The organism is Vibrio sp. OY15 (assembly GCF_000742455.1).
GTDB lineage: Bacteria > Pseudomonadota > Gammaproteobacteria > Enterobacterales > Vibrionaceae > Vibrio > Vibrio alginolyticus.
Map to the genome: position 1 here is coordinate 64926 of NZ_JPIL01000003.1, position 17519 is coordinate 82444.

Genomic DNA, 17519 nt, shown 5'->3' on the forward strand with positions numbered 1-17519 from the left:
TTTATTTAACATTACTCGTGTTAAACATAACACTGAGTGATACATGAGATGTCAGCAAATCGTCACGACTTCGTAACAAGTTGTTTTATCTCCTATTTTCACGTCAACCTCATCACCCTCTTCTTTCCCGAACAACGCTCGACCCAGAGGAGATTTGGCTGTTAAGACAAAGACTTCCAGAGTCTGATATTGAACAGTCAAACCACCAGAGCAAGGGCCTACAAAGAAGTGCTTTTCGATCAAATTCTCATCTGCGAGAACAACGTAAGCACCAACACCAACAGGCGCATTCTTAAAGTTACGAGTCACTAAAGAACGATATTGACGCAACTCCTCTTCACTATCTTGAATTCGCATGGCTTGTCCATGAGCAAGATACGCGGCTTCAAGTGCCAATGTATCGTACTTGTGCTCGGGAACAGTTTCTTCATCTGTGGCGGCATCGATAGCTCGCTGAGCCGATGAATGGGCAACTTGAAGTTTTTCTTCCAGATGTTGGATGATAATTTGGACTAAGTCAGCTTTGTTCATACTTTTAGGACGCGCGTTTAGTATTCGGGGTGTGTTAATGTAGCCAAGTTTACCATCAAAGAAAGGTTTCCCTATTATGCAAAGTGACTCGCTGCATCAAACACTTCAATCTGTATTTGGTTTTGACTCATTACGCCAAGGTCAGCAACCCGTTATTGAAGCCGTTATGAATGGTTACTCTGCTGCGGCAATCTTTCCTACAGGCTCGGGGAAGTCACTCTGTTATCAACTACCTGCAACCATATTACCCAACCTTACGTTGGTGATCTCTCCGTTGTTGGCGTTAATGAAGGATCAACTGAGCTTTTTACAAAGTAAAGGAATCGCGGCCGCTTCTATCGATAGCAGTCAAAGTAGAGAAGAAGCACAACAGGTCATGGCTGGCGTGAAGAATGGACAAATCAAAATCTTGATGATTTCTGTTGAGCGACTAAAAAATGAGCGTTTTCGTGAATTCATTCGCCAAGTACCGATTTCTTTGATGGTCATTGATGAAGCGCACTGTATTTCCGAATGGGGGCATAACTTTCGTCCAGATTATCTCAAACTACCGCAATATCAACGTGAACTGAACATCCCACAGTCTTTACTTCTCACCGCAACGGCAACGCCTGCAGTTATTGAAGACATGCAAAAAAAGTTCGATATTTCCAGTGAACATATTACCGTTACAGGCTTCTACCGCTCTAATCTGGATATCTCGGTGATCCCGTGTGAGGAAACAAAGAAACAAGAACAGCTCAGTGAGATCATCGCCTCTTCACCTAAGCTTCCGACCATCGTATACGTGACGCAGCAGCAAACAGCAGAACGAGTAGCAAAGTCATTAATCCATATTGGCATTAACGCTCACGCATACCACGCTGGCATGAAAAGCGACGTTCGTGAACAAATCCAACAGCAGTTCATGGATGGCCAAATTGACTGTATTGTTGCAACGATTGCATTTGGTATGGGGGTCGATAAATCTGATATTCGACGCGTCATTCACTTCGACTTACCCAAATCAATCGAGAACTACGCACAAGAGATTGGACGTGCAGGCAGGGACGGGCAACGCTCGGAGTGCATTCTGCTAGGCAATACGTCCGGCCTAACGGTGTTGGAGAATTTTGTCTATGGTGACACACCAGAATTTACGTCAATTAACTATGTAGTCGAGCAAGCGAAAGAACATGCTCCACAATGGGAGGTAGTGCCACTGCGTTTGTCGCGTGAAAGTAATATCCGCCAATTGACACTCAAAACCTTGTTGGTTTATTTGGAGCTACATAACGTCATTGAAGCAAAGTACAGTTACTTTGCGGAATATCGGTTTAAGTTTTTGCACGATCAGCAATTTATTGTGAATCAATTTCAAGGCGAGCGACGTCAATTTGTGGAGGCTATTTTTTCCTGCTCACAAAAAGCCAAAGTGTGGTGCCAAGTTGATCTAGAAGCGCTATGGATGAACTATCAATCGGAACGCAGCCGAGTTGTCGCAGCGCTCGACTATTTTCACCAGAACGGCTGGATAGAACTAGAGAGCAAACAACTGACGGACGTGTACTCAGTTATGCCAACCAAACAGAGCTCGGATGTTTTAATCCAACAACTGTATGAACTGTTCCAATCCAAAGAAAGCAAAGATATCGAAAGAATCCACACCATGCTGCACTTGTTCCAGTCCGAGCACTGTTTGAGCTCACAATTGGCGAACTACTTTGCGGATCACGATGCACCAAAGCAATGTGGTCACTGCTCCGTGTGTCGTGGTCACGTCGCCACATTCACAGCACCAGAACCTGAAGATATTGAACAATCTCAAGTATCGATATGGGCGCGGGAGTTTATTCAGCTTTCCCCATCGGCCATCAGTAATGATGCCGTTGCTCGCTTCTTGTGCGGAATCAGCACTCCTTTGATTAGCCAGCTAAAAGCCTCAAAGCTAGCAGGTTATGGTGCAATGGCAAATGTAAGTTTTGAGCAGGTATTAACGCAGGTAGAAACGGTAAGGGCCTAAAAAAAGCTCAATTGACGCGCTTGGTCTTCGGGCTTGAGCATCACGTTCAAGCCTAAAAGGCGAATTTCCCGTCCATTTTGGCGTTTAAGAATATCTCTTAGCAAGATCTTGAAGTCCTCAAGCTCTAATTGCGGATGGATGTGCTCAATTGTTGTCAGTTGAAAGTCGGCAAATTTGACTTTAATACCTTGTTTAATAATCGACTTATCTGGGCTTGCACGCTCTAAACGTTTCTCGAGTTCAGGATAAAGTTTCTCCTCAATCACTTGCCAACATTCATCATAGGTTGCGATGTTCTGGCTGAATGTCCTTTCCACACCGACGGACTTTCTCTCGCGCTCAACAACGACTTCTCGATTATCAATTCCATGGCTTCGCTGCCATAAGGAGGCACCCTGACGACCAAACTGCCTCAACAACTCTCGATAGTCACTGTTTTTAATGTCCTCACATCGATAAAAACCGGCTTGGTGGAGCTTCTCAAGACTCACCTTCCCCACACCAGGAATGTTCTCTAGCGGAAGACTATCGATAACCTCTTGGACTTTCTCTGGCGGAATCACAAACTGACCGTTGGGCTTGTTCATGTCTGACGCGACCTTGGCAAGAAACTTTATCGGAGCAATGCCCGCCGATGCCGTCAACCCAAGTTCACTCCAGATATCGCGGCGAATTGACTCTGCGATCAACGTAGCGGAGCCACGGCAAGCTGTCGAGTCCGTGACATCGAGGTATGCTTCATCCAATGAGAGAGGTTCAATGATAGGCGTATAACGCTCAAAAATAGCACGAATCTGCTGAGAGACTTGCTTATATACATGCATTCTACCGGGCACAACCAACAAATGAGGACAGAGTTGCAGCGCGCGCGCCGTTGACATTGCACTGCGAACACCATATTTACGCGCATCATAATTACAGGTGCTAATCACTCCACGCTGCTTTTCATGTCCGCCAACAGCGAGTGCAATGCCACGGTAACTGGGGTTATCTCTCATCTCTACGGCAGCATAAAAACAATCCATATCGACATGAATAATTTTTCTAATTCGATCTGACATAGCCATCAAAGCACTGTTCAAAAAAACAGTATAAATCAAATCTACCTGAAGAGAAATGGGCGTGTTTAAGCGAACGTCAATCTCGAAGCATTACGTCCAATTGATCGACTAATTCGGCCCAATCTGCATCTTCTTCGATGGCTTGTTTTAGAAAGTTCGCCTGTGACATCGTCCAAAAGCTAGCTTCATGTAAAGGCGCAGAATCTCTTTTGTGTCGATGTTGATTAATAAAATCTTTCATTTCTTGAGGAGAGCTACCGAGGCCCAGTTGTTGAAATAGCTCAGCCATACCATGTTGATGCATTTCCATACTACTTTCTCCCTACGTTAGCTAAACATAATTATATAACTAAGACAGGAATAATGATGTGATGTTAACGGATGCGTGTCAAACATTTGAGTAGTTGTTCTACTTTTGGTTGACATGTGTTTTTTGATGGCGATAAGTTTAATTTTAGTTATCATTGATTTTAAACAATTAATTTTGGGGACTGCGCTTGAGTAATAAGATTCTGGTTGTTGAAGATAGTCGTGCATTTAAAAACTTTCTTTGCCAAACAATAAGCCAAGCTGGTTATGAGGTCATCGCAGCGGAAAGCTACGCGGAGGCAAAGAACTTGTTATCTTCAGCACAGGACCTCTTCTGTGCGGTTTTAGACTATTGTTTACCGGATGCTCAAGATGGCGAGATTATTGACCTCGTTTTGGAACATGGTCATCGTGTCATTGTTTTAACGGCTCGATTTCAAGAAGACACTCGCGAAAAGATGCTTGCAAAAGGTGTCCTCGACTATATTTTGAAAGACAGCATGGCGTCCGTTTCCTATCTATTACCACTCCTCAAGCGACTAACCAACAATCAACAACACAAATGTTTAGTCGTTGATGATTCACACACCGTAAGAAGACACATTGCCCAACTTTTGGAGCATCAATATATTCAGACGTTGGAAGCTGACAATGGGCAAAAAGCCCTAGAGCTTGTCGAGCAAAATCCAGATATCACTCTCGTTTTAACCGACCATGATATGCCCGTTAAAGATGGCATTACTATGGTGCGTGAATTACGTCGGAAGTGGGATAAAAATCAATTAGCCATTCTCGGCTTGTCGGGTAGTAACTCTAAGACCATGACGGCTAGGTTTCTAAAAGCAGGGGCCAATGACTTTTTATACAAGCCATTTAATCAAGAAGAATTTTTTTGCCGTATTCACCAACTGTTAGATATCAAAGACGCAACATCTGAACTGTTTAAAATGGCAAATCAAGATGCGCTAACGGGCTTATGGAACCGCCGCTTTCTGTTTGAGCAACCCCATGTAGAAAACGCTCAAAGAAACATCGCGATGCTTGATATCGATTTCTTTAAGCAAGTAAATGATACACACGGACATGAGGGCGGCGATGCAGTGTTAGTCATGATAGCGAATATTCTAAAAATCTATTTTCCAAATGATATTGTCGCTAGGCTTGGTGGCGAGGAGTTTTGTATTCAAGCCAGTGGCGACTATGACGGCTTTCTAACACGCTTAGAACAAATGAGACAGCGCATAGAAAAAACGCCAATAACTTATTTGGACAAAAACATTCTTGTGACCGCGAGTATTGGTGTAAGCAACATCGAGGGGGAGCTGGAACAACAAATAAAAGTGGCGGATGAGCGACTTTACATGGCCAAAGAGAACGGACGTAACCAAATCATTTCTTCGTCCTAATGACTATCAGTGTGGTCTTGCTCTGTAACATGAGAGAAAGAAACAACAAAACACGGTATTGGGCTCTTTCTCGGACATCTGAGCTTTGGTTAGCTGCCTAAAAATAAAGCTCAGCAGAACGCTGAGCTTTATCACTTTCTTAGTACGATTAACCAATACTAAGCAATTCTATCTTTTTCCCACGCCGCCAATTTCTCAGCACGCGCAGCCTCGCGCGCTTCACGTTTTTTACGCGCATCGCAGGGTTCTGGACAATTACACACTTTTTCGATGCCAACTGCCCCTAAGCCACCACAGCTACCTTTCACGACTTTCTTTTGGAAAATGTATCCGACAGCCATTGCAGTGATTACCGCGACAAACACAGCAAAGGTAATTAGAAATGTATTCATAAAAACATGCTCACTTCTGTTGTTATTTCTTCATGAATGGCTTGTATGCTTCCGAAGCCAACTCTTTAAAACCATCTTCCGTTTTCACAATCATGAAAACAGGAATATTATTTTCGTTCGCAATTGCCATGCCTTTGTCTTCACCTAGCACCATAAGACCAGTTGCAAGACCATCAGCAGTCATCGACGATTTATCTAATACCGTTACAGACACCACTTTATGATGAATTGGTTTGCCTGTTCGTGGATTAATAATATGAGAGTATCTCACACCATTACTCTCAAAGTAATTACGATAGTCACCACTTGTTGCAATTGCCATGTCGCCTGGTTCAATAATTTCTTGAATTGAACGTTCATCAACGGTCGGTTTTTCAATTGCGATACGCCAAGGCACACCTTCACGATTGACACCTTTGAGACGCATTTCACCGCCAACTTCGACCATAAAGTTCTGTACCCCTTCAGATTGAAGGTAGTCAGCAACCACGTCAACCCCCCAACCTTTCGCAATCGTCGATAGGTCGACGTACAAGTTAGGAAGGTCTTTGGACAGTGTATTACCATCAACAGATAGGTGGTGAATACCGGTATTTGCTTTGCGAGCAGCGAGTTCTTCATCGGTTGGAACTACATCTGGACGAGCTTCTGGACCAAACCCCCACAGGTTAACTAGAGGGCCGACCGTCACATCCAATGCACCTAAAGTAAGACCGTTAAGGCGAATTGCTTCTTTCACTACCGTTGCAGTTTGTGTCGAAACTGTAAATGGCTCGCTCGTTTGATGCTGATTAAAACGACTTAACTCTGAGTCGTCACGATAGGTCGACATTTGGTCATTAACCTCTTCCAATAAGCGATCAATTTCTGTCTGCATCGCTTTTGGCGTTGGAATACCATCTTGCTCGATATACTTGATGTTGTAAGAAGTCCCCATGGTAGGGCCACTTAAATGAATTTGATCGGCAGGCTGCTCACAGCCAGCCAAAATCAATAGAGAAGCAAATGCAACAAGCCACTTTTTCACTTGTTAACTCCCAATGTTGTTGAATTGATATGGGAAATAGGATCAATCCTTTCAATCCGATTACCTATATCAACTGTTGAGTATCAGTTTTATGTCTATAAAAAATAATGGCTAGCTCTCTTGGAGAGCTAGCCATAGATTCAATCACTTGGAGGAATTAACCACCGAAGTCATCTAGTAGGATGTTTTCATCCTCTACACCTAGATCTTTTAGCATGCCGATTACAGCAGCGTTCATCATAGGTGGACCACACATGTAGTATTCACAGTCTTCTGGCGCTTCGTGATCACGTAGGTAGTTCTCGTAAAGAACGTTGTGAATAAAGCCAGTGTAACCATCCCAGTTATCTTCTGGAAGTGGATCAGACAGTGCACAGTGCCATACGAAGTTGTCATTCTCAGCTTGTAGCATATCGAAGTCTTCTACGTAGAACATTTCACGCTTAGAACGTGCGCCGTACCAGAAAGACATCTTACGCTTAGAGTGCAGACGCTTAAGTTGGTCGAAGATGTGTGAGCGCATTGGAGCCATACCAGCACCACCACCAACGAATACCATTTCTGCATCTGTATCTTTCGCAAAGAACTCACCAAATGGACCAGAAATAGTACACTTGTCGCCTTCTTTTAGAGACCAGATGTACGAAGACATGATGCCTGGTGGTACGTCTGGATTGTTCGGCGGCGGAGTTGCGATACGAACGTTAAGCATGATGATACCGTGCTCTTCTGGGTAGTTAGCCATAGAGTATGCACGAATGGTCTCTTCATTAACTTTAGACTCGTAACGGAAAAGGTTGAACTTCTCCCAGTCTTCACGGTATTCCTCAGGAATATCGTAGTCTGCGTATTTCACGTGGTGAGCAGGAGCTTCAATCTGGATGTAACCACCAGCACGGAAAGGTACTGATTCGCCATCTGGAATTTGTAGCTTAAGCTCTTTGATGAATGTCGCTTTGTTATCGTTAGAGATAACAGTACATTCCCACTTCTTAACGCCGAAGATTTCTTCAGGAAGCTCGATATCCATGTCAGTTTTCATTGCAACCTGACACGCTAGACGCTCACCTTCACGCGCTTCACCTTTAGTAATATGGTCAAGCTCGGTTGGTAGGATGTCGCCACCACCTGATTTAACTTTTACGCGACACTGACCACATGAGCCACCGCCACCACAAGCAGAAGATACGAATACGCCAGCACCTGCTAGAGCACTCAGTAGCTTACCACCTGGTTGTGTAACGATCGCCAGAGAAGGGTCATCGTTCACAGAAATTGTAATGTCACCTGTTGGTACAAGCTTAGACTTAGCGAAAAGAATCACTAGTACTAGTGCTAGTACGATCAGAGTAAACATCACTACACCAAGAATAATGTCCATTGACTATTCCTTAATTGTTGCGGTTTACCCGACTTACAGTTGAACACCAGAGAAAGACATAAAGCCTAACGCCATAAGACCTACAGTGATAAATGTGATACCAAGACCACGTAGACCTGGAGGTACGTCAGAGTACTTCATCTTCTCACGGATACCTGCAAGAGCAACGATTGCTAGCATCCAGCCCACACCAGAGCCGAAACCGTAAACGATCGATTCAGCAAAGTTGTAGTCACGTTGTACCATGAAAGATACACCACCGAAGATTGCACAGTTTACTGTGATCAGCGGTAGGAAGATGCCTAGCGCGTTGTACAAAGGTGGGAAGAAACGGTCTAGGACCATCTCTAGAATCTGTACAAGTGCTGCAATTACACCGATAAAGGTGATGAAGTTTAGGAAGCTAAGGTCCACGCCCTCAACTAACGCGTTCTCTCTCAGAACTAGGTTGTATACCAGGTTGTTCACAGGAACAGCGATAGTCAGAACTACCACAACTGCAACACCTAGGCCGAAAGAGGTCTTAACCTTCTTAGATACGGCAAGGAAAGTACACATACCTAGGAAGAAAGACAGAGCCATGTTTTCGATGAAAATCGATTTAACTAACAGACTAATGTAATGTTCCATGACGTCCTTACTCCTTCGCTTCTACTTGTTCTGGTTTCAGAATACGGATTACCCAGATAAGGAAGCCGATTAGGAAGAATGCTGATGGTGCTAGTAGCATTAGGCCGTTAGGCTGGTACCAACCACCGTTGCTCACTAGAGGTAGAACTTCTAGACCAAATAGTTTGCCTGAGCCAAATAGCTCACGGAAGAAACCTACAGTGATAAGAACGAAGCCGTAACCTAGACCGTTACCAATACCGTCAATAAGAGATGGTACTGGCGCAGACTTCATTGCGAATGCTTCAGCACGACCCATTACGATACAGTTAGTGATAATCAGACCAACGAATACAGATAGCTGTTTAGAGATATCGTATAGGTAAGCTTTTAGCACTTGGTCTACCACGATTACTAACGATGCGATGATTGCCATCTGAACGATGATACGCACACTGTTAGGAATGTGGTTACGGATCAATGAAACAGAGAAGTTAGACAACGCAGTTACAAATGTTACCGCTAGTGTCATTACAAAAGCTGTTTCTAGTTTAGTTGTTACTGCAAGAGCAGAACATACACCAAGAACTTGTAGCGCGATTGGGTTGTTATCCAACACTGGCGCTAGGATGCTCTTTTTAACGTTTTGTGCACTAGACATTAGTTAAGTTCTCCGTCACGAACTTTTGCTAGGAAAGGACCAAAGCCCATATCACCTAACCAGAAGTCAAATGTGTGTTGAACACCATTACTAGTGAGCGTCGCTCCTGATAGGCCATCAACACCGTGCTCAGAACCTTGCGGTGCGCCGCCTTTCACGACCTTAATCGCTGGCTGGTGATCTTCATTGTACAATTTCTTGCCAATGAATTGATCGCGCCATGAAGGGTTCTCTACTTCACCACCAAGTCCAGGAGTTTCACCTTGCTCGTAGTAAGTAATAGCAGACACAGTGTTACCATCAGTTTCAACGGCTACAAAGGCATACATCATCGACCATAGTCCTTTACCGTGCATAGGCAGGATAACTTTTTGGACTTCATCTTGATCTTTTACAAGGTACACCACTGCTGTATTCGCGCGACGACGGATATCAGCTACGTCTTCTTCTGGTGTCAATGCGATTGAACGTTCTGCATCTTTTGATGCTTCACGTTGATCGTACGTAGATGCATTACCCTCAGTAAAGTTACCTGTTTCAAGGTCTACTAGACGAGGTTCGATGTACTCAGCAAATAGCTCTGGTACTTTCTTACCGTTTGCGTCAATGCCTGCAACTTCAACGATCTTTGATTGCTTATCTAGGACAGCGTTAGCTTTTTGCTTATCACGCAGACCTACTGCTGCTGTTGATACGATGATTGAACAAACAAGGCTCAACCCGATAACAACACCCAGCGTCTTTTTAATGCTGTCGTTATTACTTGCCATAGCGTGCTAGTCTCCGCTTGATGTTCTTCTCAATCACTACATGGTCGAACAGAGGTGCGAATAGGTTCGCGAATAGAATCGCCAGCATCATACCTTCTGGGTACGCTGGGTTAACTACACGGATCATCACACACATTGCACCAATCAGGATGCCGTACCACCATTTACCTTTGCTAGTAAATGACGCTGATACTGGGTCCGTTGCCATGAAGAACATACCGAATGCAAAACCACCTAGAACTAGGTGCCAGTGCCATGGCATATTAAACATTGGATTAGTGTCAGAACCGATCACGTTAAACAGAGTCGATACTGCGATCATACCGATCATCACACCCGCAATGATGCGCCATGAAGCGATTCGCATGTAAACGATCATCGCTGCACCGATCATTAGAGCTAGAGTCGATACTTCACCAATAGAGCCAGGGATGTTACCGATGAACGCGTCCATCCAAGTGATAGGAGCGCCAGTTACTGTGTTAACTAGAGCACCGTTACCACCTTGAGCCCATTGGCTAAGAGCAGTTGCACCAGAGAAGCCGTCAGCTGCAGTCCATACTACGTCACCCGAAATTTGTGCTGGGTAAGCGAAGAATAGAAATGCACGACCTGCAAGTGCAGGGTTAAGGAAGTTACGACCTGTACCACCGAAGATCTCTTTTGCTACAACAACACCAAATGTGATACCTAGTGCCGCTTGCCATAGAGGTAGCGTTGGTGGAACGATAAGTGCGAATAAGATAGAAGTTACAAAGAAACCTTCGTTAACTTCGTGTTTACGCACCATACAGAACAACACTTCCCAGAAGCCACCAACAATAAATACTGTTGCGTAGATTGGCAGGAAGTAAGTCGCACCTAGTAGCATCTTACTGCCAACACCCGCTTCCGCACCGATAGTGCCGCCAAGCATTTCTGTTAGCCAGTAGTGCCAGTTACCTGCGATAACTGTCGCTAGTTGGTCACCAGCGTACATGTGGTTAAGTGCTGCAATAGCTTGGCCACCTGCGTTGTACATACCCCAGAACATTGCTGGGAATACCGCAAACCAAACCATGATCATGATACGTTTTAGGTCAACGCTATCACGAACGTGCGAGCTTTTATTTGTTACGATACCTGGGGTGTAAAAAACTGTTGCTACAGCTTCGTACAGGGCAAACCATTTTTCGTGTTTGCCACCAGGCTCAAAATGATGCTCGATGTCTTCAAGAAACTTTTTAAGAGCCATGAAAATTACCCTTCCTTCTCGATAGTATCTAGGCATTCACGAAGTAACGTACCGTACTCGTACTTACCTGGACATACAAAGGTACACAATGCTAGATCTTCTTCATCCAGTTCAAGCGCACCCAGTGCTTGAGCACTGTCTGTGTCGCCGGCACATAGATCACGAAGCAGCAAAGTAGGCTCCATATCTAGAGGCATTACGCGTTCGTAGTTGCCAATTGGAACCATTGAACGATCACTACCATTGGTCGTCGTTGTCATATTGAACAACTGACCTTTGAATACGTGACCAAGGAAAGAGCGAGTTACCGAGAACTTATTCTTACCAGGCATTGCCCAGCCAAATAGTTCTTTTTCACGGCCTTCACGTAATACAGAAACCTGTTGATGGTAACGGCCAAGGTATGCGTGTGGACCAGTTGCATGTGTACCTGTTAGTACTGAACCAGAGATCACACGAACTTCGCCAGGCATCAGCTCGTTATCTGTTAGGTCATCTAAGCTTGCACCCATTACGGTACGGACTAGACGAGGGTTATTCACAACTGGGCCAGCTAGAGACACAACACGATCTGTGCATAGCTCACCAGTTAGGAACAGCTTACCGAACGCGATAACGTCTTGGTAGTTGATGCTCCATGCCACATTCTCTGCATTTACTGGGTATAGGAAATGCATGTGGGTGCCAGCAAGACCTGCTGGGTGAGGGCCATCGAAGACGTGTTCTTCTACGTTAGACTGTGAAGAGCGTGGCAAGCTAGTGCCAGATTTACATACGTAAACCTTGCCTTCTGTCAGGGCTGAAAGAATGTCTAGACCAGCAATGAATGCTTCTTGTTGCTCATTAATGATCAACTCAGGCTTAGCTGCTAGTGGATTAGTATCCATTGCAGTTACGAAAATAGCCTTAGTAGAAGACTCGATTGCAGGAACCTTGCTAAACGGACGAGTACGTAAAGCGGTCCATAAGCCAGAGTCAACCAACTGAGTCTTGATCACTTCACGATCTAGACCTGAAAGTTGAGCGGCTTCGAACTTATCAAATGTCACCTGCTCTTCACCTGCCACTTCAATCACTACAGATTGAAGGACACGTTTAGCGCCACGGTTAACTTCGATCACTTTACCGGCTGCTGGTGCAGTAAATTTCACGCCTGGGTTCTTTTTATCTTCAAAAAGAACTTGCGCTTTTTTCACTTCATCACCAACGCGGACATGCATGGTAGGTCGCATGCCAACGTACTCTTCGCCAAGCAAGGCGACTTTTTTGATGGTCTTACCATCATTAATCACCTGGGATGGAGTTCCTGCGATAGGAAGATCCAAGCCCTTCTTTATTGTAATCATACGCACTTGCACTACTTTTATCGGGAAAAAGATTCTTTTGATTGCGTAACTTTTAGACACGACATCAGTGTCCGGTTTTGATGTTGTTTTAAACATCAAAATCGCAACATCCTATTAAAAATCTCGTCACAAGGAATACGCGAGATTTATCAGGTGCCGTAGTCTAGCATTTTTTAGGAACTTGATGCCATGATCAATCATTAGAATAGAGGGGTTATTTCGGTAGAATCAGGTCTAAAAGGTCAAAGAATAGTCATAACTTTGACCCATCGCACAAATGCCATATTCCATACATATCTTATGGAAAAGTGATATTCATCGCCTGAAATATTCTGCAATTTCCATTCATTTGTTGAAACACTGTTAACACATTTTTTAACCAGAATTTGTGCCACGTTAACGTCCCTAAAGAATGTAAAACGAAAAAAGATGGCCTTAAGCCACCTTTCTCTGCACCTTTATATCTTGCGTTTTTAGTGACCACCACCCATACACATCGGGCTATCAGGGGCGCCATCTTGTTCACGCTTCCACTCTTCATCAGTATATGTATGAATAGCTAATGCATGAATGTGGTTGTCCAGTTCATCTGCCAAAATTTGATGAACTTGACGATGGCGCCCAATCAAACGCTGTCCCGCGAACGAATCACTCACAACAATCACTTTGAAATGACTCTCTGAGCCTGGTGGCACATTATGCATGTAGCTCTCATTAATGACTTTGAGATAGCTGGGTTGCAGCTCACTGTGTAGTTTCTTCTCTATGATTTCTTGGATCATATTCGTTCCTCATTGATGCGAATTCCATAAGTATATACCTAAGTAAAGCAGACATGCATCACTCAAACGTCACTCTCATTATTGACGCACTTTGTAGACATATTGTCTCAAGGCGCTCGACTCCATGAGCATGCCTAGAGAGCAGCCATCACTGAACTCGTAAAATTTGACAGCTTTTTGTATCTCGACACGTCATCATTTGCGACAATAACACTTAATTTCTAAATCAACTTACATTTAGCTATGAAAACCGAACTGAACCTTCACGAGCGAAGCTTAACACTTCATCGTTTCCCAAAACGTAGTAACGAAACGCTACAAGCGTGGGATGCCGGTGATGAGTATCTTATTAATCATGTTGAAGAGCTTGCTTTGCCAGACAATCAAAACATCCTCGTGATTAATGACAGCTTTGGTGCCCTCTCCTGCTGGTTTTCGGAAAAGCACCATGTAACGCTAATGAGTGATTCATTCATCTCACATAAAGGTGCACAGCAAAATCTCGAGCAAAACCAGTGCAATAAAGTAGCGCTTGCCACCACGATGGACCTCGTTCCTGCCAATATTGATCTCGTCTTGCTGCAACTGCCCAAAAGTAACCGCCATCTAGTGTGGATACTAAGCCAATTAAGAAAGGCGCTACCGGCTTCCTGCCCCGTCATTGCAGTCAATAAAGCGAAAGACATTCATACTTCGACGCTAAAACTGTTTGAAAAATACTTAGGCGAAACAAAAACATCTTTGGCCTGGAAAAAGCACAGATTGGTGTTTTCTCAAGCAACAGTTGAGCCTCCGATTGAAGTAATGCCTTTCACGACTTGGCGCGTTGATGGCGAAGATATCGAACTCAAGAACATGCCAAATGTCTATTCAGGAGAAAGTTTAGATTTAGGTGCACGCTTTATGCTGCAGCACCTGCCTCAAGACCCTTCGATAGACAATGTCATCGACCTCGGCTGCGGCAATGGTGTTTTGTCTGTTAAATTTGGTCAGTTGAATCCAAATGCTCGGCTAACATGTGTTGATGAAAGCTTTATGGCGCTTGAGTCGGCAAAACAGAACCTACTCGACAACCTTGGTGAAAATAGAGACATACAGTGCATAGCAAACAATTGCTTGGACGGTTTTAAACACAGCAGCAGCTCTATGGTTATGTGTAATCCACCGTTTCATCAACAACAGGCAATCACCGATCATATTGCTTGGCAAATGTTCTGCGATGCTAAACAAGTATTAAGTGAAAATGGCCGTTTACTGGTTATCGGAAATCGTCACCTCGGGTACGACGCAAAACTCAAACGTCTGTTTGGCGATAAAAATGTGAAACTTATCGCTTCCAACAATAAGTTTGTGATTTTACAGGCTACAAAAAATCCTGCTAAATTAAGCGCAAAATAAGCTTTAGCAAAATAGTTAAAAGGAATAATAAAATGAGAAAATTGGTACTTGCGGCTTCGGTTGCGTTGCTTGCTGCGTGTTCAGCCCCTCAACAACCTCAGCTGAACCTGATGCCAGAAAGCACATTGAGCACCAATCCAATTGTTCAAGGCAAGACTTACAGTTTGACCAGCAAAGATGTACGTGCAGCGCAGTACGTGGCGTTGGTGGATAACGGCCGTTCGAACATTCTTCCTCTTCATGCTAAACAGAATTTACGTATTGCGTTAGAAGAAGCATTAGAGAAGCAATTCTCATCTCAAGGTTTCCATGCGGATCTAAACAGCAACAACGCGATTGAATTGAGCGTTCAAGAAGCGTTGGTCAACGTGAAGCATTCGGTGATGGAAAATGAGATGGATGCTAAAGTTGTGCTGGAAATCACAGCAGAGACACCTGAGGGCAAGCTAGTCAAAACTTATACAGGTACAGCAAAGCGATCTGGCACATTGAGTGCTTCTGATGCCGATATTGAAGAGACATTGAATGATGTGGTGACATTGACGCTTAAAGAGATTGCCAATGACCCTGAGCTTCGTCAATACATGCAGGAGCGTTTCTAATGTTACGCAAAGCGATTCTGTCTTTAGCATTACTCAGCTGCAGCGTTTGGGCTGGACCAAAAGTAGCGTTTGAAACGACACTTGGCTCATTTACGGTTGAGTTAAACGAAGAGAAAGCACCTATCACTGTCGCTAATTTTCTGAAATATGTAGAAGATGGGAGCTACGAAGGTACTATTTTTCATCGTATTATCCCAGGCTTCATGGCACAAGGTGGCGGCTTTAACCAAGATATGCAGATGGTGAAAACATACGCGCCAATCAAAAACGAAGGAAATAATGGTCTAAACAATGACCGTACTACCATCGCCATGGCACGAACTAATGCACCAAACTCTGCAACTCGTCAGTTTTTCGTCAACTTAGTCGACAATGACTTTCTCAACTATGGCGCTCGACCACCAGGTTATGCTGTATTTGGTGAGGTTACTGAGGGGTTCGACGTTATCCAGAAAATGGCTCAGCAGCCGACCACGACAGTAGGCCGAATGCGTGATGTACCAGAGACGCAAATCGTCATCACCAAAGCTACACTACTTAAATAGCCAAAACGATAAGCCCTTTGAATAATCGAAGGGCTTTCTCTTTCAACGGCTTCATTTTATTGGATTGATTTATGTCTTCATTACCTTCCATCACTTGGTTGGAAACGGTAAAAAGTTACCTCGATAAACGACTCATGTGGGTTTTCATGCTGGGCTGCTCTAGCGGCTTTCCGTGGGTTCTTATCGGTTCAAACATGTCAGGTTGGCTAAAAGATGCCGGCTTGACCCTCTCCGCAATTGGCTATTTTGGTAGCGTTTTTGCGGTCTATGCGATCAACTTTCTGTGGGCACCTCTGGTTGACCGCGTGAAGCTGCCAGTCCTCTTTAGACTGCTGGGGCAAAGACGTAGCTGGATTTTCTTTTGCCAAAGTATCGTACTCGTCGCTACCCTATTTATTGCCGGCGTTAATCCAGCGGAAAACTTGGTGTTTGCGTCACTACTCGCCTTGTGCATTGCAACGGCTTCAGCGACACAAGACATCGCAATTGATGCTTTTCGTATTGATACTTTCCCAAAGTCAGAAGAGTCTAAACTGCCTCAAGCTTCTGCAATGGCGGTCATTGGCTGGTGGACAGGTTATTCACTACCGGGTTATTTAGCGTTTGTTAATGCTGACAGTGTCGGTTGGAATGGTGTGTACTACGGGATGGCGGTGATAGTCGGCATTCTAATGGTCTTTACGATTTTAGTCGGTGAACCGAAGACTCAACGCGAACAACTTCAGTCTGCCGCTGAACAACGCCACAAAGAAGTGGTTGGTTCAAAAGTCGTAGCTTGGTTTACCGTGACTGTTGTAGAACCTTTCCTTGATTTCTTTAATCGCAATGGCGTCCGTGTCGCGATTACTCTGTTGCTGTTCGTTTTCCTATTTAAAATTGGCGAAGCGTTTTTGGGCAGGATGTCGATCGCGTTCTATAAAGATATTGGTTTTAGCAATGAACAAATTGGCTATTACTCCAAACTGATTGGTTGGGGAGCCACCATCTTCTTTACTTTTGTCGGAAGCATGTTCAACGTTAGGTTTGGTATTGTACGTGGATTAATGATCGGCGGTATTGCTATGTCTGCCAGTAACTTGATGTTTGCATGGATTGCTTCGGTAGGCCCAAACGAGCACTTGTACTTAGCCACGATTATTGTCGATAACTTTACGACTGCTTTCTCAACTGTCGCTTTTGTTTCATTTTTGACGATTCTAACCGGGCAAGCATTTTCGGCAACTCAGTATGCGTTGCTTGCCTCTCTAGGAAACTTCGGACGGACGACTCTTGCTTCTTTCAGTGGCGAGCTAGTGGATTATCTTAATGATTGGAGCACATTCTTCGTGCTTACCGCTGTCATGGTCGTGCCAAGCTTGATTATGTTGTACTCGCTACGACATTACTTTGATGCTCTATTGGAAAAAGCACGTCACAAGCATTAACGAAGCATATAAAAAACCACCGAATTCGGTGGTTTTTGT

The 17519-nt window shown here is 44.2% G+C and carries 18 protein-coding genes; 6 read left to right on the plus strand and 12 right to left on the minus strand.

Annotation, left to right across the window (positions count from 1 at the left end):
- Positions 1-51 precede the first annotated feature (51 nt).
- Positions 52-531 carry a GreA/GreB family elongation factor gene (locus IJ23_RS04275; protein ID WP_005380280.1) on the minus strand — a complete coding sequence of 160 codons (480 nt, stop codon included), beginning with the start codon at positions 529-531 and terminating at the stop codon, positions 52-54.
- A 76-nt stretch (positions 532-607) separates the two neighbouring features.
- Here IJ23_RS04275 and IJ23_RS04280 point away from each other — a divergent pair, with 76 nt between their 5' ends.
- Entirely contained in the window at positions 608-2533 is a 1926-nt protein-coding gene (locus tag IJ23_RS04280) for a RecQ family ATP-dependent DNA helicase (RefSeq protein WP_033905533.1), read from the plus strand.
- Here IJ23_RS04280 and dinB read toward each other — a convergent pair.
- Both dinB and IJ23_RS04290 read right to left on the minus strand, forming a co-directional pair.
- Positions 2530-3594: a DNA polymerase IV gene (dinB, locus tag IJ23_RS04285; RefSeq protein ID WP_025768236.1), complete on the minus strand. Its 1065-nt coding sequence runs from the start codon at positions 3592-3594 to the stop codon at positions 2530-2532. The two genes, IJ23_RS04280 and dinB, sit on opposite strands and share 4 nt — an antisense overlap.
- Positions 3595-3670: 76 nt before the next feature.
- Positions 3671-3904, minus strand: a complete 234-nt coding sequence (locus IJ23_RS04290) for a DUF2789 domain-containing protein (protein WP_005380277.1) — start codon at positions 3902-3904, stop codon at positions 3671-3673.
- Between the two features lie 187 nt (positions 3905-4091).
- Between IJ23_RS04290 and IJ23_RS04295 the strand changes: the two genes are divergently transcribed.
- Positions 4092-5309, plus strand: a complete 1218-nt coding sequence (locus IJ23_RS04295; RefSeq protein ID WP_005380276.1) for a response regulator — start codon at positions 4092-4094, stop codon at positions 5307-5309.
- A 158-nt stretch (positions 5310-5467) separates the two neighbouring features.
- Here the strand turns inward: IJ23_RS04295 and nqrM are convergent, their stop codons facing one another.
- The 9 genes from nqrM to bolA all read right to left on the minus strand — a co-directional run bounded on the left by nqrM (position 5468) and on the right by bolA (position 13511).
- Positions 5468-5701: a (Na+)-NQR maturation NqrM gene (nqrM, locus tag IJ23_RS04300; protein ID WP_005380273.1), complete on the minus strand. Its 234-nt coding sequence runs from the start codon at positions 5699-5701 to the stop codon at positions 5468-5470.
- A gap of 22 nt (positions 5702-5723) precedes the next feature.
- Positions 5724-6728 (minus strand): FAD:protein FMN transferase, encoded by a 1005-nt coding sequence (locus IJ23_RS04305; RefSeq protein WP_005380272.1) that lies wholly within the window; start codon positions 6726-6728, stop codon positions 5724-5726.
- 157 nt (positions 6729-6885) lie between these two features.
- Positions 6886-8109 (minus strand): NADH:ubiquinone reductase (Na(+)-transporting) subunit F, encoded by a 1224-nt coding sequence (nqrF, locus tag IJ23_RS04310; RefSeq protein ID WP_005380271.1) that lies wholly within the window; start codon positions 8107-8109, stop codon positions 6886-6888.
- A gap of 33 nt (positions 8110-8142) precedes the next feature.
- Entirely contained in the window at positions 8143-8739 is a 597-nt protein-coding gene (gene nqrE / locus IJ23_RS04315) for an NADH:ubiquinone reductase (Na(+)-transporting) subunit E (RefSeq protein WP_005380270.1), read from the minus strand.
- Between the two features lie 7 nt (positions 8740-8746).
- Positions 8747-9379 carry an NADH:ubiquinone reductase (Na(+)-transporting) subunit D gene (locus tag IJ23_RS04320; RefSeq protein ID WP_005380269.1) on the minus strand — a complete coding sequence of 211 codons (633 nt, stop codon included), beginning with the start codon at positions 9377-9379 and terminating at the stop codon, positions 8747-8749.
- Complete coding sequence (locus IJ23_RS04325) at positions 9379-10149, minus strand: Na(+)-translocating NADH-quinone reductase subunit C (protein ID WP_005380267.1); 771 nt, start codon at positions 10147-10149, stop codon at positions 9379-9381. Before IJ23_RS04325 ends, IJ23_RS04320 begins: the two co-directional genes overlap by 1 nt.
- On the minus strand, positions 10139-11383 hold the full coding sequence (locus IJ23_RS04330; protein WP_005380265.1) for an NADH:ubiquinone reductase (Na(+)-transporting) subunit B: 1245 nt from the start codon (positions 11381-11383) through the stop codon (positions 10139-10141). The genes IJ23_RS04325 and IJ23_RS04330 overlap by 11 nt, the downstream gene beginning before the upstream one ends.
- Positions 11384-11388: 5 nt before the next feature.
- Positions 11389-12729, minus strand: coding sequence for a Na(+)-translocating NADH-quinone reductase subunit A (locus tag IJ23_RS04335; protein WP_005380264.1), 1341 nt, complete (start codon positions 12727-12729; stop codon positions 11389-11391).
- A gap of 473 nt (positions 12730-13202) precedes the next feature.
- Positions 13203-13511, minus strand: a complete 309-nt coding sequence (gene bolA, locus IJ23_RS04340; RefSeq protein WP_005380262.1) for a transcriptional regulator BolA — start codon at positions 13509-13511, stop codon at positions 13203-13205.
- Positions 13512-13754: 243 nt separating this feature from the next.
- Here bolA and IJ23_RS04345 point away from each other — a divergent pair, with 243 nt between their 5' ends.
- From IJ23_RS04345 to IJ23_RS04360, 4 genes are all read left to right on the plus strand, one after another.
- Positions 13755-14909, plus strand: coding sequence for a methyltransferase (locus IJ23_RS04345; RefSeq protein WP_033905535.1), 1155 nt, complete (start codon positions 13755-13757; stop codon positions 14907-14909).
- A gap of 32 nt (positions 14910-14941) precedes the next feature.
- The gene (locus tag IJ23_RS04350) at positions 14942-15511 is read left to right on the plus strand and encodes a YajG family lipoprotein (RefSeq protein WP_005380259.1); all 570 of its coding nucleotides are present in this window, start codon (positions 14942-14944) and stop codon (positions 15509-15511) included.
- Entirely contained in the window at positions 15511-16056 is a 546-nt protein-coding gene (locus tag IJ23_RS04355; RefSeq protein ID WP_017636023.1) for a peptidylprolyl isomerase, read from the plus strand. Before IJ23_RS04350 ends, IJ23_RS04355 begins: the two co-directional genes overlap by 1 nt.
- Before the next feature lie 71 nt (positions 16057-16127).
- Positions 16128-17480 (plus strand): AmpG family muropeptide MFS transporter, encoded by a 1353-nt coding sequence (locus IJ23_RS04360; protein WP_005380257.1) that lies wholly within the window; start codon positions 16128-16130, stop codon positions 17478-17480.
- The last annotated feature ends 39 nt before the right edge of the window (positions 17481-17519 follow it).

Coding starts and splice junctions, on each gene's coding strand:
- IJ23_RS04280 (WP_033905533.1), top strand. CDS start 608: ATGCAAAGTGACTCGCTGCATCAAACACTTCAATCTGTATTTGGTTTT.
- bolA (WP_005380262.1), bottom strand. CDS start 13,511: ATGATCCAAGAAATCATAGAGAAGAAACTACACAGTGAGCTGCAACCC.
- IJ23_RS04355 (WP_017636023.1), top strand. CDS start 15,511: ATGTTACGCAAAGCGATTCTGTCTTTAGCATTACTCAGCTGCAGCGTT.
- IJ23_RS04335 (WP_005380264.1), bottom strand. CDS start 12,729: ATGATTACAATAAAGAAGGGCTTGGATCTTCCTATCGCAGGAACTCCA.
- nqrM (WP_005380273.1), bottom strand. CDS start 5,701: ATGAATACATTTCTAATTACCTTTGCTGTGTTTGTCGCGGTAATCACT.
- IJ23_RS04275 (WP_005380280.1), bottom strand. CDS start 531: ATGAACAAAGCTGACTTAGTCCAAATTATCATCCAACATCTGGAAGAA.
- nqrF (WP_005380271.1), bottom strand. CDS start 8,109: ATGGACATTATTCTTGGTGTAGTGATGTTTACTCTGATCGTACTAGCA.
- IJ23_RS04345 (WP_033905535.1), top strand. CDS start 13,755: ATGAAAACCGAACTGAACCTTCACGAGCGAAGCTTAACACTTCATCGT.
- IJ23_RS04290 (WP_005380277.1), bottom strand. CDS start 3,904: ATGGAAATGCATCAACATGGTATGGCTGAGCTATTTCAACAACTGGGC.
- IJ23_RS04320 (WP_005380269.1), bottom strand. CDS start 9,379: ATGTCTAGTGCACAAAACGTTAAAAAGAGCATCCTAGCGCCAGTGTTG.
- IJ23_RS04360 (WP_005380257.1), top strand. CDS start 16,128: ATGTCTTCATTACCTTCCATCACTTGGTTGGAAACGGTAAAAAGTTAC.
- dinB (WP_025768236.1), bottom strand. CDS start 3,594: ATGTCAGATCGAATTAGAAAAATTATTCATGTCGATATGGATTGTTTT.
- IJ23_RS04325 (WP_005380267.1), bottom strand. CDS start 10,149: ATGGCAAGTAATAACGACAGCATTAAAAAGACGCTGGGTGTTGTTATC.
- IJ23_RS04350 (WP_005380259.1), top strand. CDS start 14,942: ATGAGAAAATTGGTACTTGCGGCTTCGGTTGCGTTGCTTGCTGCGTGT.
- IJ23_RS04330 (WP_005380265.1), bottom strand. CDS start 11,383: ATGGCTCTTAAAAAGTTTCTTGAAGACATCGAGCATCATTTTGAGCCT.
- nqrE (WP_005380270.1), bottom strand. CDS start 8,739: ATGGAACATTACATTAGTCTGTTAGTTAAATCGATTTTCATCGAAAAC.